Origin of the sequence: Sphaerisporangium sp. NPDC005289 (assembly GCF_040607455.1) — a bacterium.
Lineage (GTDB): Bacteria > Actinomycetota > Actinomycetes > Streptosporangiales > Streptosporangiaceae > Sphaerisporangium > Sphaerisporangium rhizosphaerae.
This window is the reverse complement of sequence record NZ_JBEXGS010000003.1, coordinates 591599-606163: the sequence shown is the minus strand read 5'-3', so window position 1 is coordinate 606163 and position 14565 is coordinate 591599. Positions and strand designations below refer to the sequence as shown.

Annotated in this window: 16 protein-coding genes; all 16 read left to right on the top strand. The window is 67.4% G+C overall.

Annotated features, from left to right (window positions below):
• Positions 1-133: 133 nt before the first annotated feature.
• Entirely contained in the window at positions 134-4009 is a 3876-nt protein-coding gene (locus tag ABZT47_RS08355; RefSeq protein ID WP_354837595.1) for a DNA-directed RNA polymerase subunit beta', read from the top strand.
• Positions 4010-4548: 539 nt separating this feature from the next.
• Positions 4549-4923, top strand: coding sequence for a 30S ribosomal protein S12 (gene rpsL, locus ABZT47_RS08350; RefSeq protein ID WP_061253213.1), 375 nt, complete (start codon positions 4549-4551; stop codon positions 4921-4923).
• Position 4924: 1 nt separating this feature from the next.
• The gene (gene rpsG / locus ABZT47_RS08345; protein ID WP_248964948.1) at positions 4925-5395 is read left to right on the top strand and encodes a 30S ribosomal protein S7; all 471 of its coding nucleotides are present in this window, start codon (positions 4925-4927) and stop codon (positions 5393-5395) included.
• A 39-nt stretch (positions 5396-5434) separates the two neighbouring features.
• A complete protein-coding gene (gene fusA / locus ABZT47_RS08340; protein WP_354837592.1) occupies positions 5435-7534 on the top strand; it encodes an elongation factor G in 2100 nt (699 codons plus the stop codon).
• A gap of 176 nt (positions 7535-7710) precedes the next feature.
• Complete coding sequence (gene tuf / locus ABZT47_RS08335) at positions 7711-8904, top strand: elongation factor Tu (RefSeq protein WP_354837590.1); 1194 nt, start codon at positions 7711-7713, stop codon at positions 8902-8904.
• A gap of 268 nt (positions 8905-9172) precedes the next feature.
• Positions 9173-9481, top strand: coding sequence for a 30S ribosomal protein S10 (gene rpsJ / locus ABZT47_RS08330; protein ID WP_012887830.1), 309 nt, complete (start codon positions 9173-9175; stop codon positions 9479-9481).
• A 14-nt stretch (positions 9482-9495) separates the two neighbouring features.
• A complete protein-coding gene (rplC, locus tag ABZT47_RS08325; protein ID WP_354837587.1) occupies positions 9496-10149 on the top strand; it encodes a 50S ribosomal protein L3 in 654 nt (217 codons plus the stop codon).
• Entirely contained in the window at positions 10146-10796 is a 651-nt protein-coding gene (rplD, locus tag ABZT47_RS08320; RefSeq protein ID WP_354837585.1) for a 50S ribosomal protein L4, read from the top strand. The genes rplC and rplD overlap by 4 nt, the downstream gene beginning before the upstream one ends.
• A complete protein-coding gene (gene rplW, locus ABZT47_RS08315) occupies positions 10796-11098 on the top strand; it encodes a 50S ribosomal protein L23 (protein ID WP_248964952.1) in 303 nt (100 codons plus the stop codon). The genes rplD and rplW overlap by 1 nt, the downstream gene beginning before the upstream one ends.
• A gap of 50 nt (positions 11099-11148) precedes the next feature.
• A complete protein-coding gene (rplB, locus tag ABZT47_RS08310) occupies positions 11149-11985 on the top strand; it encodes a 50S ribosomal protein L2 (RefSeq protein ID WP_214414915.1) in 837 nt (278 codons plus the stop codon).
• A gap of 11 nt (positions 11986-11996) precedes the next feature.
• A complete protein-coding gene (gene rpsS / locus ABZT47_RS08305; RefSeq protein ID WP_262849229.1) occupies positions 11997-12275 on the top strand; it encodes a 30S ribosomal protein S19 in 279 nt (92 codons plus the stop codon).
• A gap of 26 nt (positions 12276-12301) precedes the next feature.
• Entirely contained in the window at positions 12302-12670 is a 369-nt protein-coding gene (gene rplV / locus ABZT47_RS08300) for a 50S ribosomal protein L22 (protein ID WP_354837581.1), read from the top strand.
• Complete coding sequence (gene rpsC, locus ABZT47_RS08295; protein WP_354837579.1) at positions 12670-13521, top strand: 30S ribosomal protein S3; 852 nt, start codon at positions 12670-12672, stop codon at positions 13519-13521. Before rplV ends, rpsC begins: the two co-directional genes overlap by 1 nt.
• Positions 13522-13523: 2 nt before the next feature.
• On the top strand, positions 13524-13943 hold the full coding sequence (rplP, locus tag ABZT47_RS08290) for a 50S ribosomal protein L16 (RefSeq protein WP_184608221.1): 420 nt from the start codon (positions 13524-13526) through the stop codon (positions 13941-13943).
• Complete coding sequence (rpmC, locus tag ABZT47_RS08285; RefSeq protein ID WP_354837577.1) at positions 13943-14179, top strand: 50S ribosomal protein L29; 237 nt, start codon at positions 13943-13945, stop codon at positions 14177-14179. The genes rplP and rpmC overlap by 1 nt, the downstream gene beginning before the upstream one ends.
• On the top strand, positions 14172-14456 hold the full coding sequence (gene rpsQ, locus ABZT47_RS08280; RefSeq protein ID WP_354837575.1) for a 30S ribosomal protein S17: 285 nt from the start codon (positions 14172-14174) through the stop codon (positions 14454-14456). Before rpmC ends, rpsQ begins: the two co-directional genes overlap by 8 nt.
• Positions 14457-14565: the final 109 nt, after the last annotated feature.

Below are 14565 nucleotides of genomic sequence, written 5' to 3'. Positions count from 1 at the left end.
GACGGCATGTCCATCGAGATGCGCGACACCGACGAGGACGTCTTCCGCGCGGCGGAGGAGCTCGGCATCGACCTGTCCCGGCGCGAGCCGAGCAGTGTCGAAGAGGTCTGATTTTCAAGCGAGGGGATAACAAGTGCTCGACGTCAACTTCTTCGACGAGCTCCGCATCGGCCTCGCCACGGCCGACGATATCCGGCAGTGGTCCCACGGCGAGGTCAAGAAGCCCGAGACCATCAACTACCGCACCCTGAAGCCCGAGAAGGACGGACTCTTCTGCGAGAAGATCTTCGGTCCGACCCGCGACTGGGAGTGCTACTGCGGCAAGTACAAGCGCGTCCGCTTCAAGGGCATCATCTGTGAGCGCTGTGGCGTCGAGGTCACGCGTGCCAAGGTGCGCCGCGAGCGGATGGGCCACATCGAGCTGGCCGCGCCGGTCACCCACATCTGGTACTTCAAGGGCGTCCCGTCCCGCCTGGGATACCTGCTCGACCTCGCCCCGAAGGACCTGGAGAAGGTCATCTACTTCGCGGCGTACATGATCACGTATGTCGACACCGACATGCGTGCTCGTGACCTGCCCTCGCTGGAGGCCAAGATCTCCGTCGAGCGGCAGCACATCGAGCAGCGCCGCGACGCCGACATCGAGGCCCGCCAGAAGAAGCTCGAGTCCGACCTGGCCGAGCTGGAGGCCGCCGGCGCCAAGGGCGACCAGCGCCGCAAGGTCCGCGAGGGCGCCGACCGCGAGATGCGTCAGCTCCGCGACCGCACCCAGCGCGAGCTGGACCGCCTCGAGGAGGTCTGGAGCCGCTTCAAGAACCTCAAGGTTCAGGACCTCGAGGGCGACGAGCTGCTGTACCGCGAGATGCGCGACCGCTTCGGCCGCTACTTCCGCGGCGGCATGGGCGCCCAGGCGATCCAGGAGCGGCTGAACAACTTCGACCTGGCCGCCGAGGCCGAGTCGCTGCGCGAGACCATCCGCAGCGGCAAGGGTCAGAAGAAGGCCCGCGCGCTCAAGCGGCTCAAGGTCGTCTCGGCGTTCCTCACCACCCGCAACTCGCCCAACGGCATGGTGCTCGACTGCATCCCGGTGATCCCGCCGGACCTGCGGCCGATGGTGCAGCTCGACGGTGGCCGCTTCGCGACCTCCGACCTCAACGACCTGTACCGCCGGGTGATCAACCGCAACAACCGCCTCAAGCGGCTTCTCGACCTCGGCGCGCCCGAGATCATCGTCAACAACGAGAAGCGGATGCTCCAGGAGGCCGTCGACGCGCTGTTCGACAACGGCCGCCGCGGACGTCCGGTCACCGGGCCGGGCAACCGCCCGCTGAAGTCGCTGTCGGACATGCTCAAGGGCAAGCAGGGCCGTTTCCGGCAGAACCTGCTCGGCAAGCGCGTCGACTACTCCGGCCGTTCGGTCATCGTCGTCGGCCCGCAGCTCAAGCTGCACCAGTGCGGCCTGCCCAAGCAGATGGCCCTGGAGCTGTTCAAGCCGTTCGTGATGAAGCGTCTGGTCGACCTCAACCACGCGCAGAACATCAAGTCGGCCAAGCGCATGGTCGAGCGGGCCAGGCCGGTCGTGTGGGACGTGCTCGAAGAGGTCATCACCGAGCACCCGGTGCTGCTCAACCGCGCGCCGACCCTGCACCGCCTGGGCATCCAGGCCTTCGAGCCGCAGCTGGTCGAGGGCAAGGCCATCCAGATCCACCCGCTGGTCTGCACCGCCTTCAACGCCGACTTCGACGGCGACCAGATGGCGGTCCACCTGCCCCTGTCGGCGGAGGCCCAGGCCGAGGCGCGCATCCTGATGCTCTCGACCAACAACATCCTCAAGCCGGCCGACGGCAAGCCGGTGACCATGCCCACCCAGGACATGATCATCGGTCTGTACTGGCTGACCACGCATCGGGACGGCGCCGAGGGCGAGGGCCGCGTGTTCGGCTCGGTCTCCGAGGCGCTCATGGCCTTCGACCGCCGCGAGCTGGACATCCAGGCCCAGATCCAGGTCCGGGTCAAGGACGTCCCGCCGCCGCGGGGCTGGTCGGCCCCCGAGGGCTGGGAGGCCGGCGAGGCCTACCGCCTGGAGACCACGCTGGGCCGGGCGCTGTTCAACCAGACGCTGCCCGACAACTACCCGTTCGTGAACTCCCAGATCGGCAAGAAGCAGCTCTCGGCGATCGTCAACGAGCTGGCGGAGAAGTACCCGAAGGTCGAGGTCGCGGCCGCTCTGGACGCGCTCAAGGACGCGGGCTTCCACTGGGCCACGCGGTCCGGCGTCACGATCTCCATCGACGACGTCGTCGCGCCGCCGAACAAGGCCGAGATCATGGAGTCCTACGAGCGCCGGGCCGACAAGGTCCAGCGCGAGTACGAGCGCGGTCTGATCACCGACGAGGAGCGCCGTCAGGAGCTCATCGAGATCTGGACGCACGCCACGGCGGACGTCGAGACCGACATGGTGAACGCCTTCCCGGCGACCAACTCCGTCTGGATGATGGTCAACTCCGGCGCCCGAGGCAACAAGATGCAGGTGCGTCAGATCGCGGGCATCCGCGGCCTGGTGTCCAACACCAAGGGTGAGACGATCCCGCGGCCGATCAAGTCCTCCTTCCGCGAGGGCCTGTCGGTGCTGGAGTACTTCATCTCCACCCACGGACAGCGCAAGGGTCTGGCCGACACCGCGCTGCGCACCGCCGACTCGGGTTACCTGACCCGTCGTCTGGTGGACGTCGCGCAGGACGTCATCGTCCGCGAGATCGACTGCGGCACCGACCGCGGCGTCCCGCTGCACGTCGGCGAGCGCGACTCGGGTGGCAACCTGGTCAAGGCCGAGAACGCCGAGAGCAACGTGCACGGCCGCATCCTGGCCGAGGACGTCGAGGTGGACGGCAAGGTCGTCGCGACGGCCGGCGCCGACATCAACGACGCCATCGTCACGGCGGTGGTCGACGCCGGCATCGAGACGGTCCGCACGCGCAGCGCGCTGGTGTGCGAGGCCAAGATCGGTGTCTGCGCCACCTGCTACGGCCGCTCCCTGGCCACCGGCAAGCTCGTGGACGTCGGCGAGGCGGTCGGCATCATCGCCGCCCAGTCGATCGGCGAGCCCGGCACCCAGCTGACCATGCGTACCTTCCACACCGGTGGTGTGGCGGGCGCGGACATCACCCACGGTCTGCCCCGTGTCCAGGAGCTGTTCGAGGCGCGCGTCCCCAAGGGCGTCGCCCCGATCAGCGAGGCGGACGGCCGGGCGCGCATCGACGAGACCGACAAGACCCGCAAGATCGTGATCACGCCGGACGACGGTTCCGACGAGATCGCCTACCCGGTGTCCATGCGGTCGCGTCTGCTGGTCAGCGACGGTCAGCGCGTGACGGTGGGCCAGCAGCTCATCGCCGGCGCGGTCAACCCCAACGAGGTGCTGCGCATCCTCGGCCCCCGGGCCGTGCAGCTGCACCTGGTGGCCGAGGTCCAGCAGGTGTACCGCTCGCAGGGTGTGTCGATCCACGACAAGCACATCGAGATCATCGTGCGGCAGATGCTCAAGCGCGTGAACGTGCTGGAGTCCGGTGACACCGACCTGCTGCCCGGCGAGCTCGTCGAGCGGCCGCGCTTCGAGATGGTCAACCGCGAGGTCGTCGCCGAGGGCGGCACCCCCGCCTCCGGCCGTCCGGTCCTCATGGGCATCACCAAGGCGTCGCTGGCCACCGAGTCGTGGCTGTCGGCGGCGTCCTTCCAGGAGACCACGCGGGTGCTCACGGACGCGGCGATCCACGCCAAGTCCGACAGCCTGCTGGGTCTGAAGGAGAACGTCATCATCGGTAAGCTCATCCCGGCCGGTACGGGCATGTCCCAGTACCGCAACATCCGGGTCGAGCCGACCGAGGAGGCCAAGGCGGCGATGTACACCGTCGGCGGCTACGACGGCTCGGCGACCGACTACACCTTCGGCACCGGCAGCGGCGAGGCCGTGCCGCTGGAGGAGTACGACTTCGGTCAGTACAACCGCTGACGGCGGGGCCGGCGGCGCCGGTCCCACCTCGCGGCAGGGCGAACGCAGGGGCGCCCGCTCCCGGCAACGGGGGCGGGCGCCCCTCGCCGTGTTCCAGGGCCGTCCGGTGGCGTCCTGAGGGCCGCCGGGCGGCAACACGGGAAATCGTCGAGACGGGTCCGTGGGTGGCGTAAACTTGCCTGGTGCCCGATAGCGGCCGGGGGGAAACCGGCTGCGGGCCACGACACGAACCGAGCGCGCACAAGCGACTCGGCGCAGCCGTTTTGACGTGTTGCGATGGGCTGGGTAGTCTTGCCCTTCGTGCCCGTGGCTTCATGGGCTCACATGCGTGCGCTCGCCAGGCCCTTCAGGGGCCGGCCGGTCGCCGTGTGATCTCCTCCACCGGGTGCCGGCCTCTTCGCCGGGCGAAGTCGGCAAAGATCGCGACACGCCCGAGCGCGTGGGTCGGAGCCGAGGGAAAAACAGCAGGTCATGACACCGGCAGAGCCTGCGAAACGCACGACTTTTCGAATCACCGGCCAAGCACGAACGGAGACGCGGTGCCCACGATTCAGCAGCTGGTCCGCAAGGGCCGCCAGGACAAGGTCAGTAAGACCAAGACACCGGCGCTCAAGGGGAGCCCCCAGCGGCGCGGCGTCTGCACGCGCGTGTATACGACGACCCCGAAGAAGCCGAACTCGGCCCTCCGCAAGGTGGCGCGTGTCCGGCTCACCAACGGCATCGAGGTGACGGCTTACATCCCTGGTGTGGGCCACAACCTCCAGGAGCACTCCATCGTGCTCGTGCGTGGCGGTCGTGTGAAGGACCTGCCGGGTGTTCGCTACAAGATCATCCGTGGTTCGCTGGACACCCAGGGCGTCCGCAACCGCAAGCAGGCCCGCAGCCGCTACGGCGCGAAGAAGGAGAAGAGCTGACATGCCGCGCAAGGGTCCCGCTGGGCGCCGACAGCTTGTCGCAGACCCGGTGTTCAACTCGCCGCTGGTCACCGCGCTCATCAACAAGGTGCTTCTGAACGGCAAGCGCTCGCTCGCCCAGACGATCGTCTACGACGCCCTCGAGGGCTGCAGGGACAAGTCGGGCAACGACCCGGTTGTCACCCTGAAGCGCGCTCTCGACAACGTCAAGCCCACTCTTGAGGTCCGCAGCCGCCGTGTCGGTGGCGCGACCTACCAGGTGCCGGTCGAGGTGCGCGCGGCGCGCAGCACCACCCTGGCACTGCGCTGGCTGGTGCAGTACTCCCGCGCCCGCCGCGAGAAGACCATGACCGAGCGGCTGATGAACGAGCTGCTCGACGCGAGCAACGGTCTGGGCGCCAGCGTGAAGCGGCGTGAGGACACGCACAAGATGGCCGAGTCCAACAAGGCCTTCGCCCACTACCGCTGGTAACCCCAGCGGCGACGACGAGACGACGAGGACGCGAGAGAAGTGGCGACATCGACCGCTCTTGACCTGGCCAAGGTCCGCAACATCGGGATCATGGCCCATATCGACGCGGGCAAGACCACCACGACCGAGCGCATCCTGTTCTACACCGGTATCAACTACAAGATCGGTGAAGTCCACGAGGGCGCTGCCACGATGGACTGGATGGAGCAGGAGCAAGAGCGCGGCATCACGATCACCTCTGCCGCGACCACCTGCGAGTGGCTTGATCACACGATCAACATCATCGATACGCCCGGCCACGTCGACTTCACCGTCGAAGTGGAGCGCTCGCTGCGCGTCCTCGACGGCGCTGTGGCGGTTTTCGACGCCGTGGCCGGCGTCGAGCCGCAGTCCGAGACGGTGTGGCGGCAGGCGGACCGCTACGGCGTCCCGCGCATCTGCTTCGTCAACAAGATGGACCGCGTCGGCGCCGAGTTCCACCGCTGCGTCGACATGATCGTGTCGCGCCTCGGCGCGACGCCGCTGGTCATCCAGCTTCCCTGGGGCGTCGAGGCCGACTTCAAGGGCGTCATCGACCTGGTGAAGATGAAGGGCCTGATCTGGAGCGCCGAGGCGGCCAAGGGCGAGATGTACGACACCGTCGACATCCCGGCCGACCACGCCGAGGTGGCGCGCGAGTGGCGCGACCGGCTCATCGAGACGGCCGCCGAGCACGACGACCAGCTCATGGAGCTCTACCTGGAGGGCGTCGAGCCCACCGAGGAGCAGCTCGTCGCCGGCATCCGCCGCGCGACGCTGGCCAGCGCGCTCAACCCGGTCCTGTGCGGCACCGCGTTCAAGAACAAGGGCGTGCAGCCCCTGCTCGACGCGATCGTCGCCTACCTCCCCGCCCCGACCGACATCCCCGCCTTCAAGGGGCACGCGGTCGGCAAGGAGGAGGAGGAGATCGAGCGTCACGCGGACCCGAACGAGCCGTTCTCGGCACTGGCGTTCAAGATCATGAGCGACCAGCACCTGGGCAAGCTCACCTTCATCCGCATCTACTCCGGCACGCTCGAGACCGGCACCTCCGTGGTGAACTCGGTCAAGGGCAAGAAGGAGCGCATCGGCAAGATCTACCAGATGCACGCCAACAAGCGCGAAGAGCGCCCGTCGGCGCACGCTGGTCAGATCGTGGCGGTCATGGGTCTGAAGGACACCACCACCGGTGACACCCTCTCCGACCCGGCCAACCAGGTCGTCCTGGAGTCGATGACGTTCCCGGCGCCGGTCATCAACGTGGCGATCGAGCCCAAGACCAAGGGTGACCAGGAGAAGCTCAGCACCGCGATCCAGCGCCTGGCCGAGGAGGACCCCTCCTTCCAGGTCCGCCGGGACGAGGAGACCGGGCAGACGGTCATCTGGGGTATGGGCGAGCTCCACCTGGAGATCCTCGTCGACCGGATGCGCCGCGAGTTCAAGGTCGAGGCCAACGTCGGCCGCCCGCAGGTCGCCTACCGCGAGACCATCCGCCGCAAGGTGGAGAAGGTCGAGTACACGCACAAGAAGCAGACCGGTGGTTCCGGCCAGTTCGCGCGCGTGATCATCGACCTGGAGCCGCTGGGCGAGGGCAACGACGGCTACGAGTTCTCCAACAAGGTCAGCGGTGGCCGCATCCCCCGGGAGTACATCCCGTCGGTGGACGCGGGCGCCCAGGAGGCCGCGGAGTTCGGCGTGCTGGCCGGCTACCCGATGGTGGGTGTGAAGGTCACCCTCCAGGACGGTGCCTACCACGAGGTCGACTCCTCCGAAATGGCCTTCAAGATCGCCGGTTCGATGGCCTTCAAGGAGGCCGCCCGCCGCGCGGACGCCGTGATCCTGGAGCCGATGATGGCCGTCGAGGTCACCACGCCCGAGGACTACATGGGCGATGTCATCGGCGACCTGAACGGTCGGCGCGGGCAGATCCAGGCCATGGAAGACCGCTCCGGGGCGAAGGTCATCAACGCCCTGGTGCCGCTGTCAGAGATGTTCGGCTACGTGGGCGACCTTCGCAGCAAGACCCAGGGCCGGGCTGTCTACAGCATGCAGTTCAACTCCTACTCGGAGGTGCCCCCGGGCATCGCCAAGGAGATCGTCGCGAAGGCTCGGGGCGAATAAGCACCGGACCCGGACGGCCGGGGACGTCGAGCGATCGCCGTCCCCGCCGGCGGGGGACTTGGACGACAAGTCCCAGACCCAACCGGCTCGGGCGGAGACCACCGCCGCCCGGGGATCGGGCTCCGAGCCCGAGTGAGACTAGCAAGTCACGTCAGAATCTCTAAGGAGACAGAGCAGTGGCCAAGGCCAAGTTCGAGCGGACCAAGCCGCACGTGAACATCGGCACCATTGGGCACATCGACCACGGCAAGACCACTCTGACCGCGGCGATCACCAAGGTGCTCCACGACCGTTTCCCTCACCTCAATGAGGCGACCCCGTTCGACAAGATCGACAAGGCGCCCGAGGAGAAGGCCCGCGGCATCACCATCTCCATCGCGCACGTCGAGTACCAGACCGAGAAGCGCCACTACGCTCACGTGGACTGCCCCGGTCACGCCGACTACGTGAAGAACATGATCACCGGTGCGGCGCAGATGGACGGCGCGATCCTCGTGGTCGCCGCCACCGACGGCCCGATGCCGCAGACCAAGGAGCACGTCCTCCTGGCCCGCCAGGTCGGCGTCCCCTACATCGTCGTCGCCCTGAACAAGGCCGACATGGTGGACGACGAGGAGATCCTGGAGCTCGTCGAGCTCGAGGTCCGCGAGCTGCTCTCCGCCCAGGAGTTCCCGGGCGACGACCTGCCGGTCGTGCGCGTCTCGGCGCTGAAGGCGCTCGAGGGCGACGAGAAGTGGGGCGACTCGATCATCGAGCTCATGAACGCCGTGGACGACAACGTCCCCGAGCCCGTTCGTGACACCGACAAGCCCTTCCTCATGCCGATCGAGGACGTCTTCTCGATCACCGGCCGCGGCACCGTCGTGACCGGTCGTATCGAGCGCGGCATCGTCAAGGTCAACGAGACCGTCGACATCATCGGCATCAAGGAGAAGAGCACCACCACCACCGTCACCGGTGTGGAGATGTTCCGCAAGCTCCTCGACGAGGGTCGGGCCGGTGACAACGTCGGTCTGCTCCTGCGTGGCATCAAGCGCGAGGACGTCGAGCGCGGCCAGTGCATCATCAAGCCGGGCACGACCACCCCGCACACCGAGTTCGAGGCGCAGGTCTACATCCTGTCCAAGGACGAGGGCGGCCGCCACACGCCGTTCTTCAACAACTACCGCCCGCAGTTCTACTTCCGTACCACGGACGTGACGGGCGTCGTGACCCTTCCCGAGGGCACCGAGATGGTCATGCCCGGTGACAACACCGAGATGTCCGTCCAGCTCATCCAGCCCATCGCGATGGAGGACGGTCTCAAGTTCGCCATCCGTGAGGGTGGCCGCACCGTCGGTGCGGGTCGAGTCACGAAGATCATCAAGTAGCACGACCGCGGGTCGGCGGTCGGACTCCGAGAACGGGTCCGGCCGCCGCACCACGAAGGGGTCGCCTCGGCGGCCCCGGAGCCCACGGTGAGCTCCGAGCCCAGCCGGGCCCGTGATCTCGCAGTCGTCTCGGCCGCCGCGACCGAGATGACTGCAAGATCACGGAAGAGGTGGCGGGCCATGGGGCGCAAGTCACGTGGGACACCCATAGCGGCAAAAGGCCGCACGAAACTTTTGCAGGACGACAGCGAAGGACACCGAGGCCACTATGGCGGGACAGAAGATCCGCATCCGGCTTAAGGCCTATGACCACGAGGTCATCGACAGCTCGGCCAAGAAGATCGTCGAGACGGTGACGCGGACTGGCGCGAAGGTCGCGGGCCCGGTGCCGTTGCCGACCGAGAAGAACGTGTACTGCGTCATCCGCTCGCCGCACAAGTACAAGGACAGCCGTGAGCACTTCGAAATGCGCACGCACAAGCGGCTGATTGACATCATCGATCCGACGCCGAAGACCGTCGACTCGCTCATGCGTCTCGACCTTCCGGCCGGCGTCGACATCTCGATCAAGCTCTGAGGGAACGCACTGACATGGCTAAGCAGATCAAGGGCGTCCTGGGCAAGAAGCTCGGCATGACCCAGGTCTTCGACGAGGGCAACCGGATCGTCCCGGTCACCGTCATCGAGGCCGGTCCGTGCGTGGTGACCCGCGTCCGCACTGAGGACAAGGACGGCTACTCCGCTGTTCAGCTCGGCTACGGGCAGGTGGACCCGCGCAAGGTGAACAAGCCGCTTGGTGATTATCTGCGCAAGCACGACATCACCCCGCGCCGCTACTTCGTCGAGCTCCGGACCTCCGACGCCTCCGAGTACACGCTCGGCCAGGAAGTTCTGGCCGACACCTTCGAGGCCGGCCAGCACATCGACGTGACCGGCAAGAGCAAGGGCAAGGGCTTCGCGGGTGTCATGAAGCGTCACGGCTTCAAGGGCCTCAGCGCCTCGCACGGCACCCAGCGCAAGCACCGCTCGCCCGGCTCCATCGGCGGCTGCGCCACTCCGGGCCGCGTTTTCAAGGGACTGCGCATGGCGGGCCGGATGGGCAACGTCCGCACCACCGTCCAGAACCTCAAGGTTCACGCCGTGGACGCCGAGAAGAACCTCATCCTGGTCAAGGGTGCGGTCCCCGGCGCCAACGGCAGCCTGGTCCTCATTCGCACCGCTGCCAAGAAGGGGGCTGCCAAGTGAGCACCACCGTTGACGTCCTCGACGCGGCCGGGGCGAAGACCGGGAGCGTCGACCTGCCGGAGGACATCTTCGGCGCCAAGGTCAACATCCCGCTGATCCACCAGGTCGTCGTCGCCCAGCTTGCCGCGCGCCGGCAGGGCACCCATAAGACGAAGACCCGCGGTGAGGTCAGCGGCGGCGGCAAGAAGCCGTACCGCCAGAAGGGCACCGGCCGGGCCCGCCAGGGCTCGACCCGCGCGCCGCAGTTCACCGGCGGTGGCACCGTCCACGGCCCGCAGCCGCGTGACTACACCCAGAAGACGCCCAAGAAGATGAAGGCCGCCGCCCTGCGCGGGGCCCTCAGCGACCGGGCTTCCGGCGGGCGCGTGCACATCGTGGACAGCCTGGTCACCGGGGACACCCCGAAGACCAAGGCCGCCCTCGATGCGCTCCGCAACATCTCCAAGGCTCGCAGCGTCCTGGTCGTGGTCGACGCGGACGACGAGCACACCTGGCTGAGCCTGCGCAACGCCCCGGAGGTCCACCTCCTGGACGCCGGCCAGCTCAACACGTACGACGTGCTCTGCTACGACGACGTGGTCTTCACGCGTGAGGCGTACGACCAGGTCGTGGCTCGGCTGGGCGGCAGCGGGAAGGAAGACGCCTGATGCAGAAGATCGCCGACCCGCGCGACATCATCATCAAGCCGATCGTCTCTGAGAAGAGCTACGGCCTGATCGATGAGCACAACAAGTACACGTTCTTGGTGCGCAAGACGGCCAACAAGACGCAGGTGAAGATCGCTGTCGAGCAGATCTTCGGCGTCAAGGTCACCAGCGTGAACACGATCAACCGCCAGGGCAAGCGTAAGCGGACGAAGTTCGGTTACGGCCAGCGCCCGAGCACCAAGCGGGCGATCGTGAGCCTGGTGGAAGGCGATCGGATCGACATCTTCGGTCAGATCAGCTGATCTCCGCCGCCGCATTGCCAAGCAACATCGACAAGGGATGAACGAAAAAGATGGGCATCCGTAAATACAAGCCGACGACTCCGGGTCGCCGCGGCGCGAGCGTCTCGGACTTCGCCGAGATCACGCGCAGCACGCCGGAGAAGTCGCTGCTTGCTCCCCTGCACAGCAAGGGTGGTCGTAACGTCCACGGCCGGGTGACCGCGCGTCACCAGGGCGGCGGGCACAAGCGTGCGTACCGGATCATCGACTTCCGGCGCCACGACAAGGACGGCATTCCGGCCAAGGTCGCTCACATCGAGTACGACCCCAACCGGACGTCGCGCATCGCGCTCCTGCACTACGCGGACGGCGAGAAGCGCTACATCCTCGCTCCCACGGGCATCAAGCAGGGCGACCGCATCGAGAACGGCCCTGCGGCCGACATCAAGCCGGGCAACTGCCTGCCGCTGCGCAACATTCCGACCGGTACCTTCATCCACGCCGTGGAGCTGAAGCCGGGCGGCGGCGCGAAGCTGGGCCGGTCCGCCGGCGCGCAGATCCAGCTGCTGGCCAAGGAAGGGCAGTACGCCACGCTGCGTATGCCCTCCGGTGAAATGCGCCAGGTGGACGTGCGCTGCCGCGCTTCGGTCGGCCAGGTCGGCAACGCCGAGCAGGCCAACATCAACATCGGCAAGGCCGGTCGTAACCGCTGGAAGGGCAAGCGCCCGACCGTCCGCGGTGTCGCGATGAACCCGGTCGACCACCCGCACGGTGGTGGTGAGGGCAAGACCTCTGGTGGTCGCCACCCGGTGAACCCCAAGGGCAAGCCCGAGGGCCGTACCCGTCAGGCCAACAAGGCCAGCGACCGACTGATCATCCGTCGGCGGAGCAAGAGGAAGAAGCGGTAGGAGCAGCCTAAATGCCACGTAGCCTTAAGAAGGGCCCGTTCGTCGACGGCCACCTGATGAAGAAGGTGGACACGCAGAACGAAAAGGGCACCAAGAACGTCATCAAGACGTGGTCGCGGCGCTCCATGATCGTGCCGGACATGCTGGGCCACACGATCGCCGTCCACGACGGGCGCAAGCACGTCCCGGTGTTCGTCACCGAGTCGATGATCGGTCACAAGCTGGGCGAGTTCGCGCCGACGCGGACCTTCCGCAGCCACGTCAAGGAAGACCGGCGGAGCCGGCGGTAAGCGCCTTAGGAAACGAGGAGTAAGCGATGGAAGCCAGGGCTCAGGCGCGGTTCGTCCGCGTCACGCCCCAGAAGGCCCGCCGCGTGGTGGACCTCATTCGCGGGCTGCCCGCTTCGGAGGCGCAGGCCGTGCTGCAGTTCGCCCCCCAGGCGGCGAGCGAGCCGATCTTCAAAGTGCTCACGAGCGCGATGGCGAACGCCGAGCACAACTTCAAGCTCGACCGCGAGATGCTGGTCGTGAGCCGGGCGTGGGTCGATGAGGGCCCGACGCTGAAGAGGTTCCGTCCCCGTGCCCAGGGCCGTGCCTATCGGATCAACAAGCGGACGAGCCACATCACTGTGATCGTCGAAGCCCGGCCTGAAGGCCAGGGCAGGCCGAAGGGAAGGACCCGCTAGTGGGCCAGAAGGTTAACCCGCACGGGTTCCGGCTCGGCATCACGACCGACTTCAAGAGCCGGTGGTACGCCGACAAGCTGTACAAGTCCTACGTCGCCGAGGATGTCTCGATCCGCCGCATGCTGCAGAAGGGCATGGAGCGGGCCGGCATCTCCAAGGTCGAGATCGAGCGCACCACCGACCGCGTCCAGGTCGACATCCACACCGCCCGGCCGGGCATCGTCATCGGCCGCCGCGGCGCCGAGGCGGACCGCATCCGTGGCGACCTCGAGAAGCTGACCAAGAAGCAGGTCCAGCTGAACATCCTCGAGGTCAAGAACCCCGAGGTGGACGCCCAGCTCGTCGCCCAGGGCGTGGCCGAGCAGCTGTCGAGCCGGGTCTCCTTCCGGCGCGCGATGCGCAAGGCCATGCAGTCGGCGATGAAGAGCGGCGCCAAGGGCATCCGTGTCCAGTGCGCCGGTCGTCTCGGCGGCGCCGAGATGTCGCGCTCGGAGTTCTACCGCGAGGGCCGTGTGCCCCTGCACACCCTTCGCGCGGACATCGACTACGGCTTCTACGAGGCCCGCACCACCTTCGGCCGCATCGGCGTGAAGGTGTGGATTTACAAGGGCGAGGCCCCGACCAGCCGCGCCGAGCGCGAGGCGGCCGCGGCCGGCGCGCGCGCGGGCGGCCAGCGTCGCGACCGCACCGACAGGCCGCAGCGCGGCCGGGGCGCGGGCGGCGGCGGCGGTCGTGGCCGTGACGGCGGCGCCCCCCGTGGTGGCGGCCGTGGCCCGAGGACCGAAAGCACCGCGCCCGCTGGGGCGCCCGAGACCGGCCCGGCGGAGCAGCCGGGTGCTGAAGGGAGCTGACCATGCTGATCCCGCGCAGGGTCAAGCACCGCAAGCAGCACCGGCCTGACCGCAGCGGAGCCGCCAAGGGCGGCACCAGGGTCGTGTTCGGCGAGTTCGGCATCCAGGCGCTTGAGCACCACTACGTGACCAACCGCCAGATCGAAGCCGCTCGTATCGCCATGACCCGGCACATCCGCCGTGGCGGCAAGGTGTGGATCAACATCTACCCGGACCGTCCGCTGACGAAGAAGCCCGCCGAGACCCGCATGGGTTCCGGTAAGGGTTCGCCGGAGTGGTGGATCGCCAACGTCAAGCCCGGCCGCGTCATGTTCGAGCTCTCGGGCGTCTCCGAGCCGGTGGCCCGCGAGGCCCTCCGGCGTGCGATGCACAAGCTCCCGATGAAGTGCCGGTTTGTTAAGCGTGAAGTGGGTGAGGCGTGATGGCTAAGGGCCTGACCGCCGGTGAGCTGCGGACTTCTGACCAGGACGAACTGGTCACGAAGCTGAAGGAAGCCAAGGAGGAGCTGTTCAACCTCCGCTTCCAGGCGGCGACCGGTCAGTTGGAGAGCCACGGGCGGCTTCGCGCCGTCCGCCGCGAGATCGCCCGTATCTACACCGTGATGCGCGAGCGGGAGCTCGGCATCGTCACGGTCGAGAAGGAGCCGAGCGATGGCTGAGACAACTGAGAGCACCGACAAGCAGGCGCGGAACTACCGCAAGACCCGTGAGGGTCTGGTGGTCAGCGACAAGATGGACAAGACCGTCGTCGTCGCCGTCGAGGACCGCGTGAAGCACCCGCTGTACGGCAAGGTCATCCGCCGTACGACCAAGTACAAGGCCCACGACGAGGCCAACTCCTGCGGCGTCGGCGACCGCGTCCTCCTGATGGAGACCCGGCCGCTGTCCGCCACCAAGCGGTGGCGGGTCGTGGAGATCCTCGAGCGGGCCAAGTAAGTCGCCTTGCGGGAGACCCCTCTGGAAGGGGGTCTCCCGCGCGGGCGTCCCCCCTCGGCGCCGGCCATGCCGGCGCCAGGGCGCATCAGACCGAAATCTAGTTCCGCCA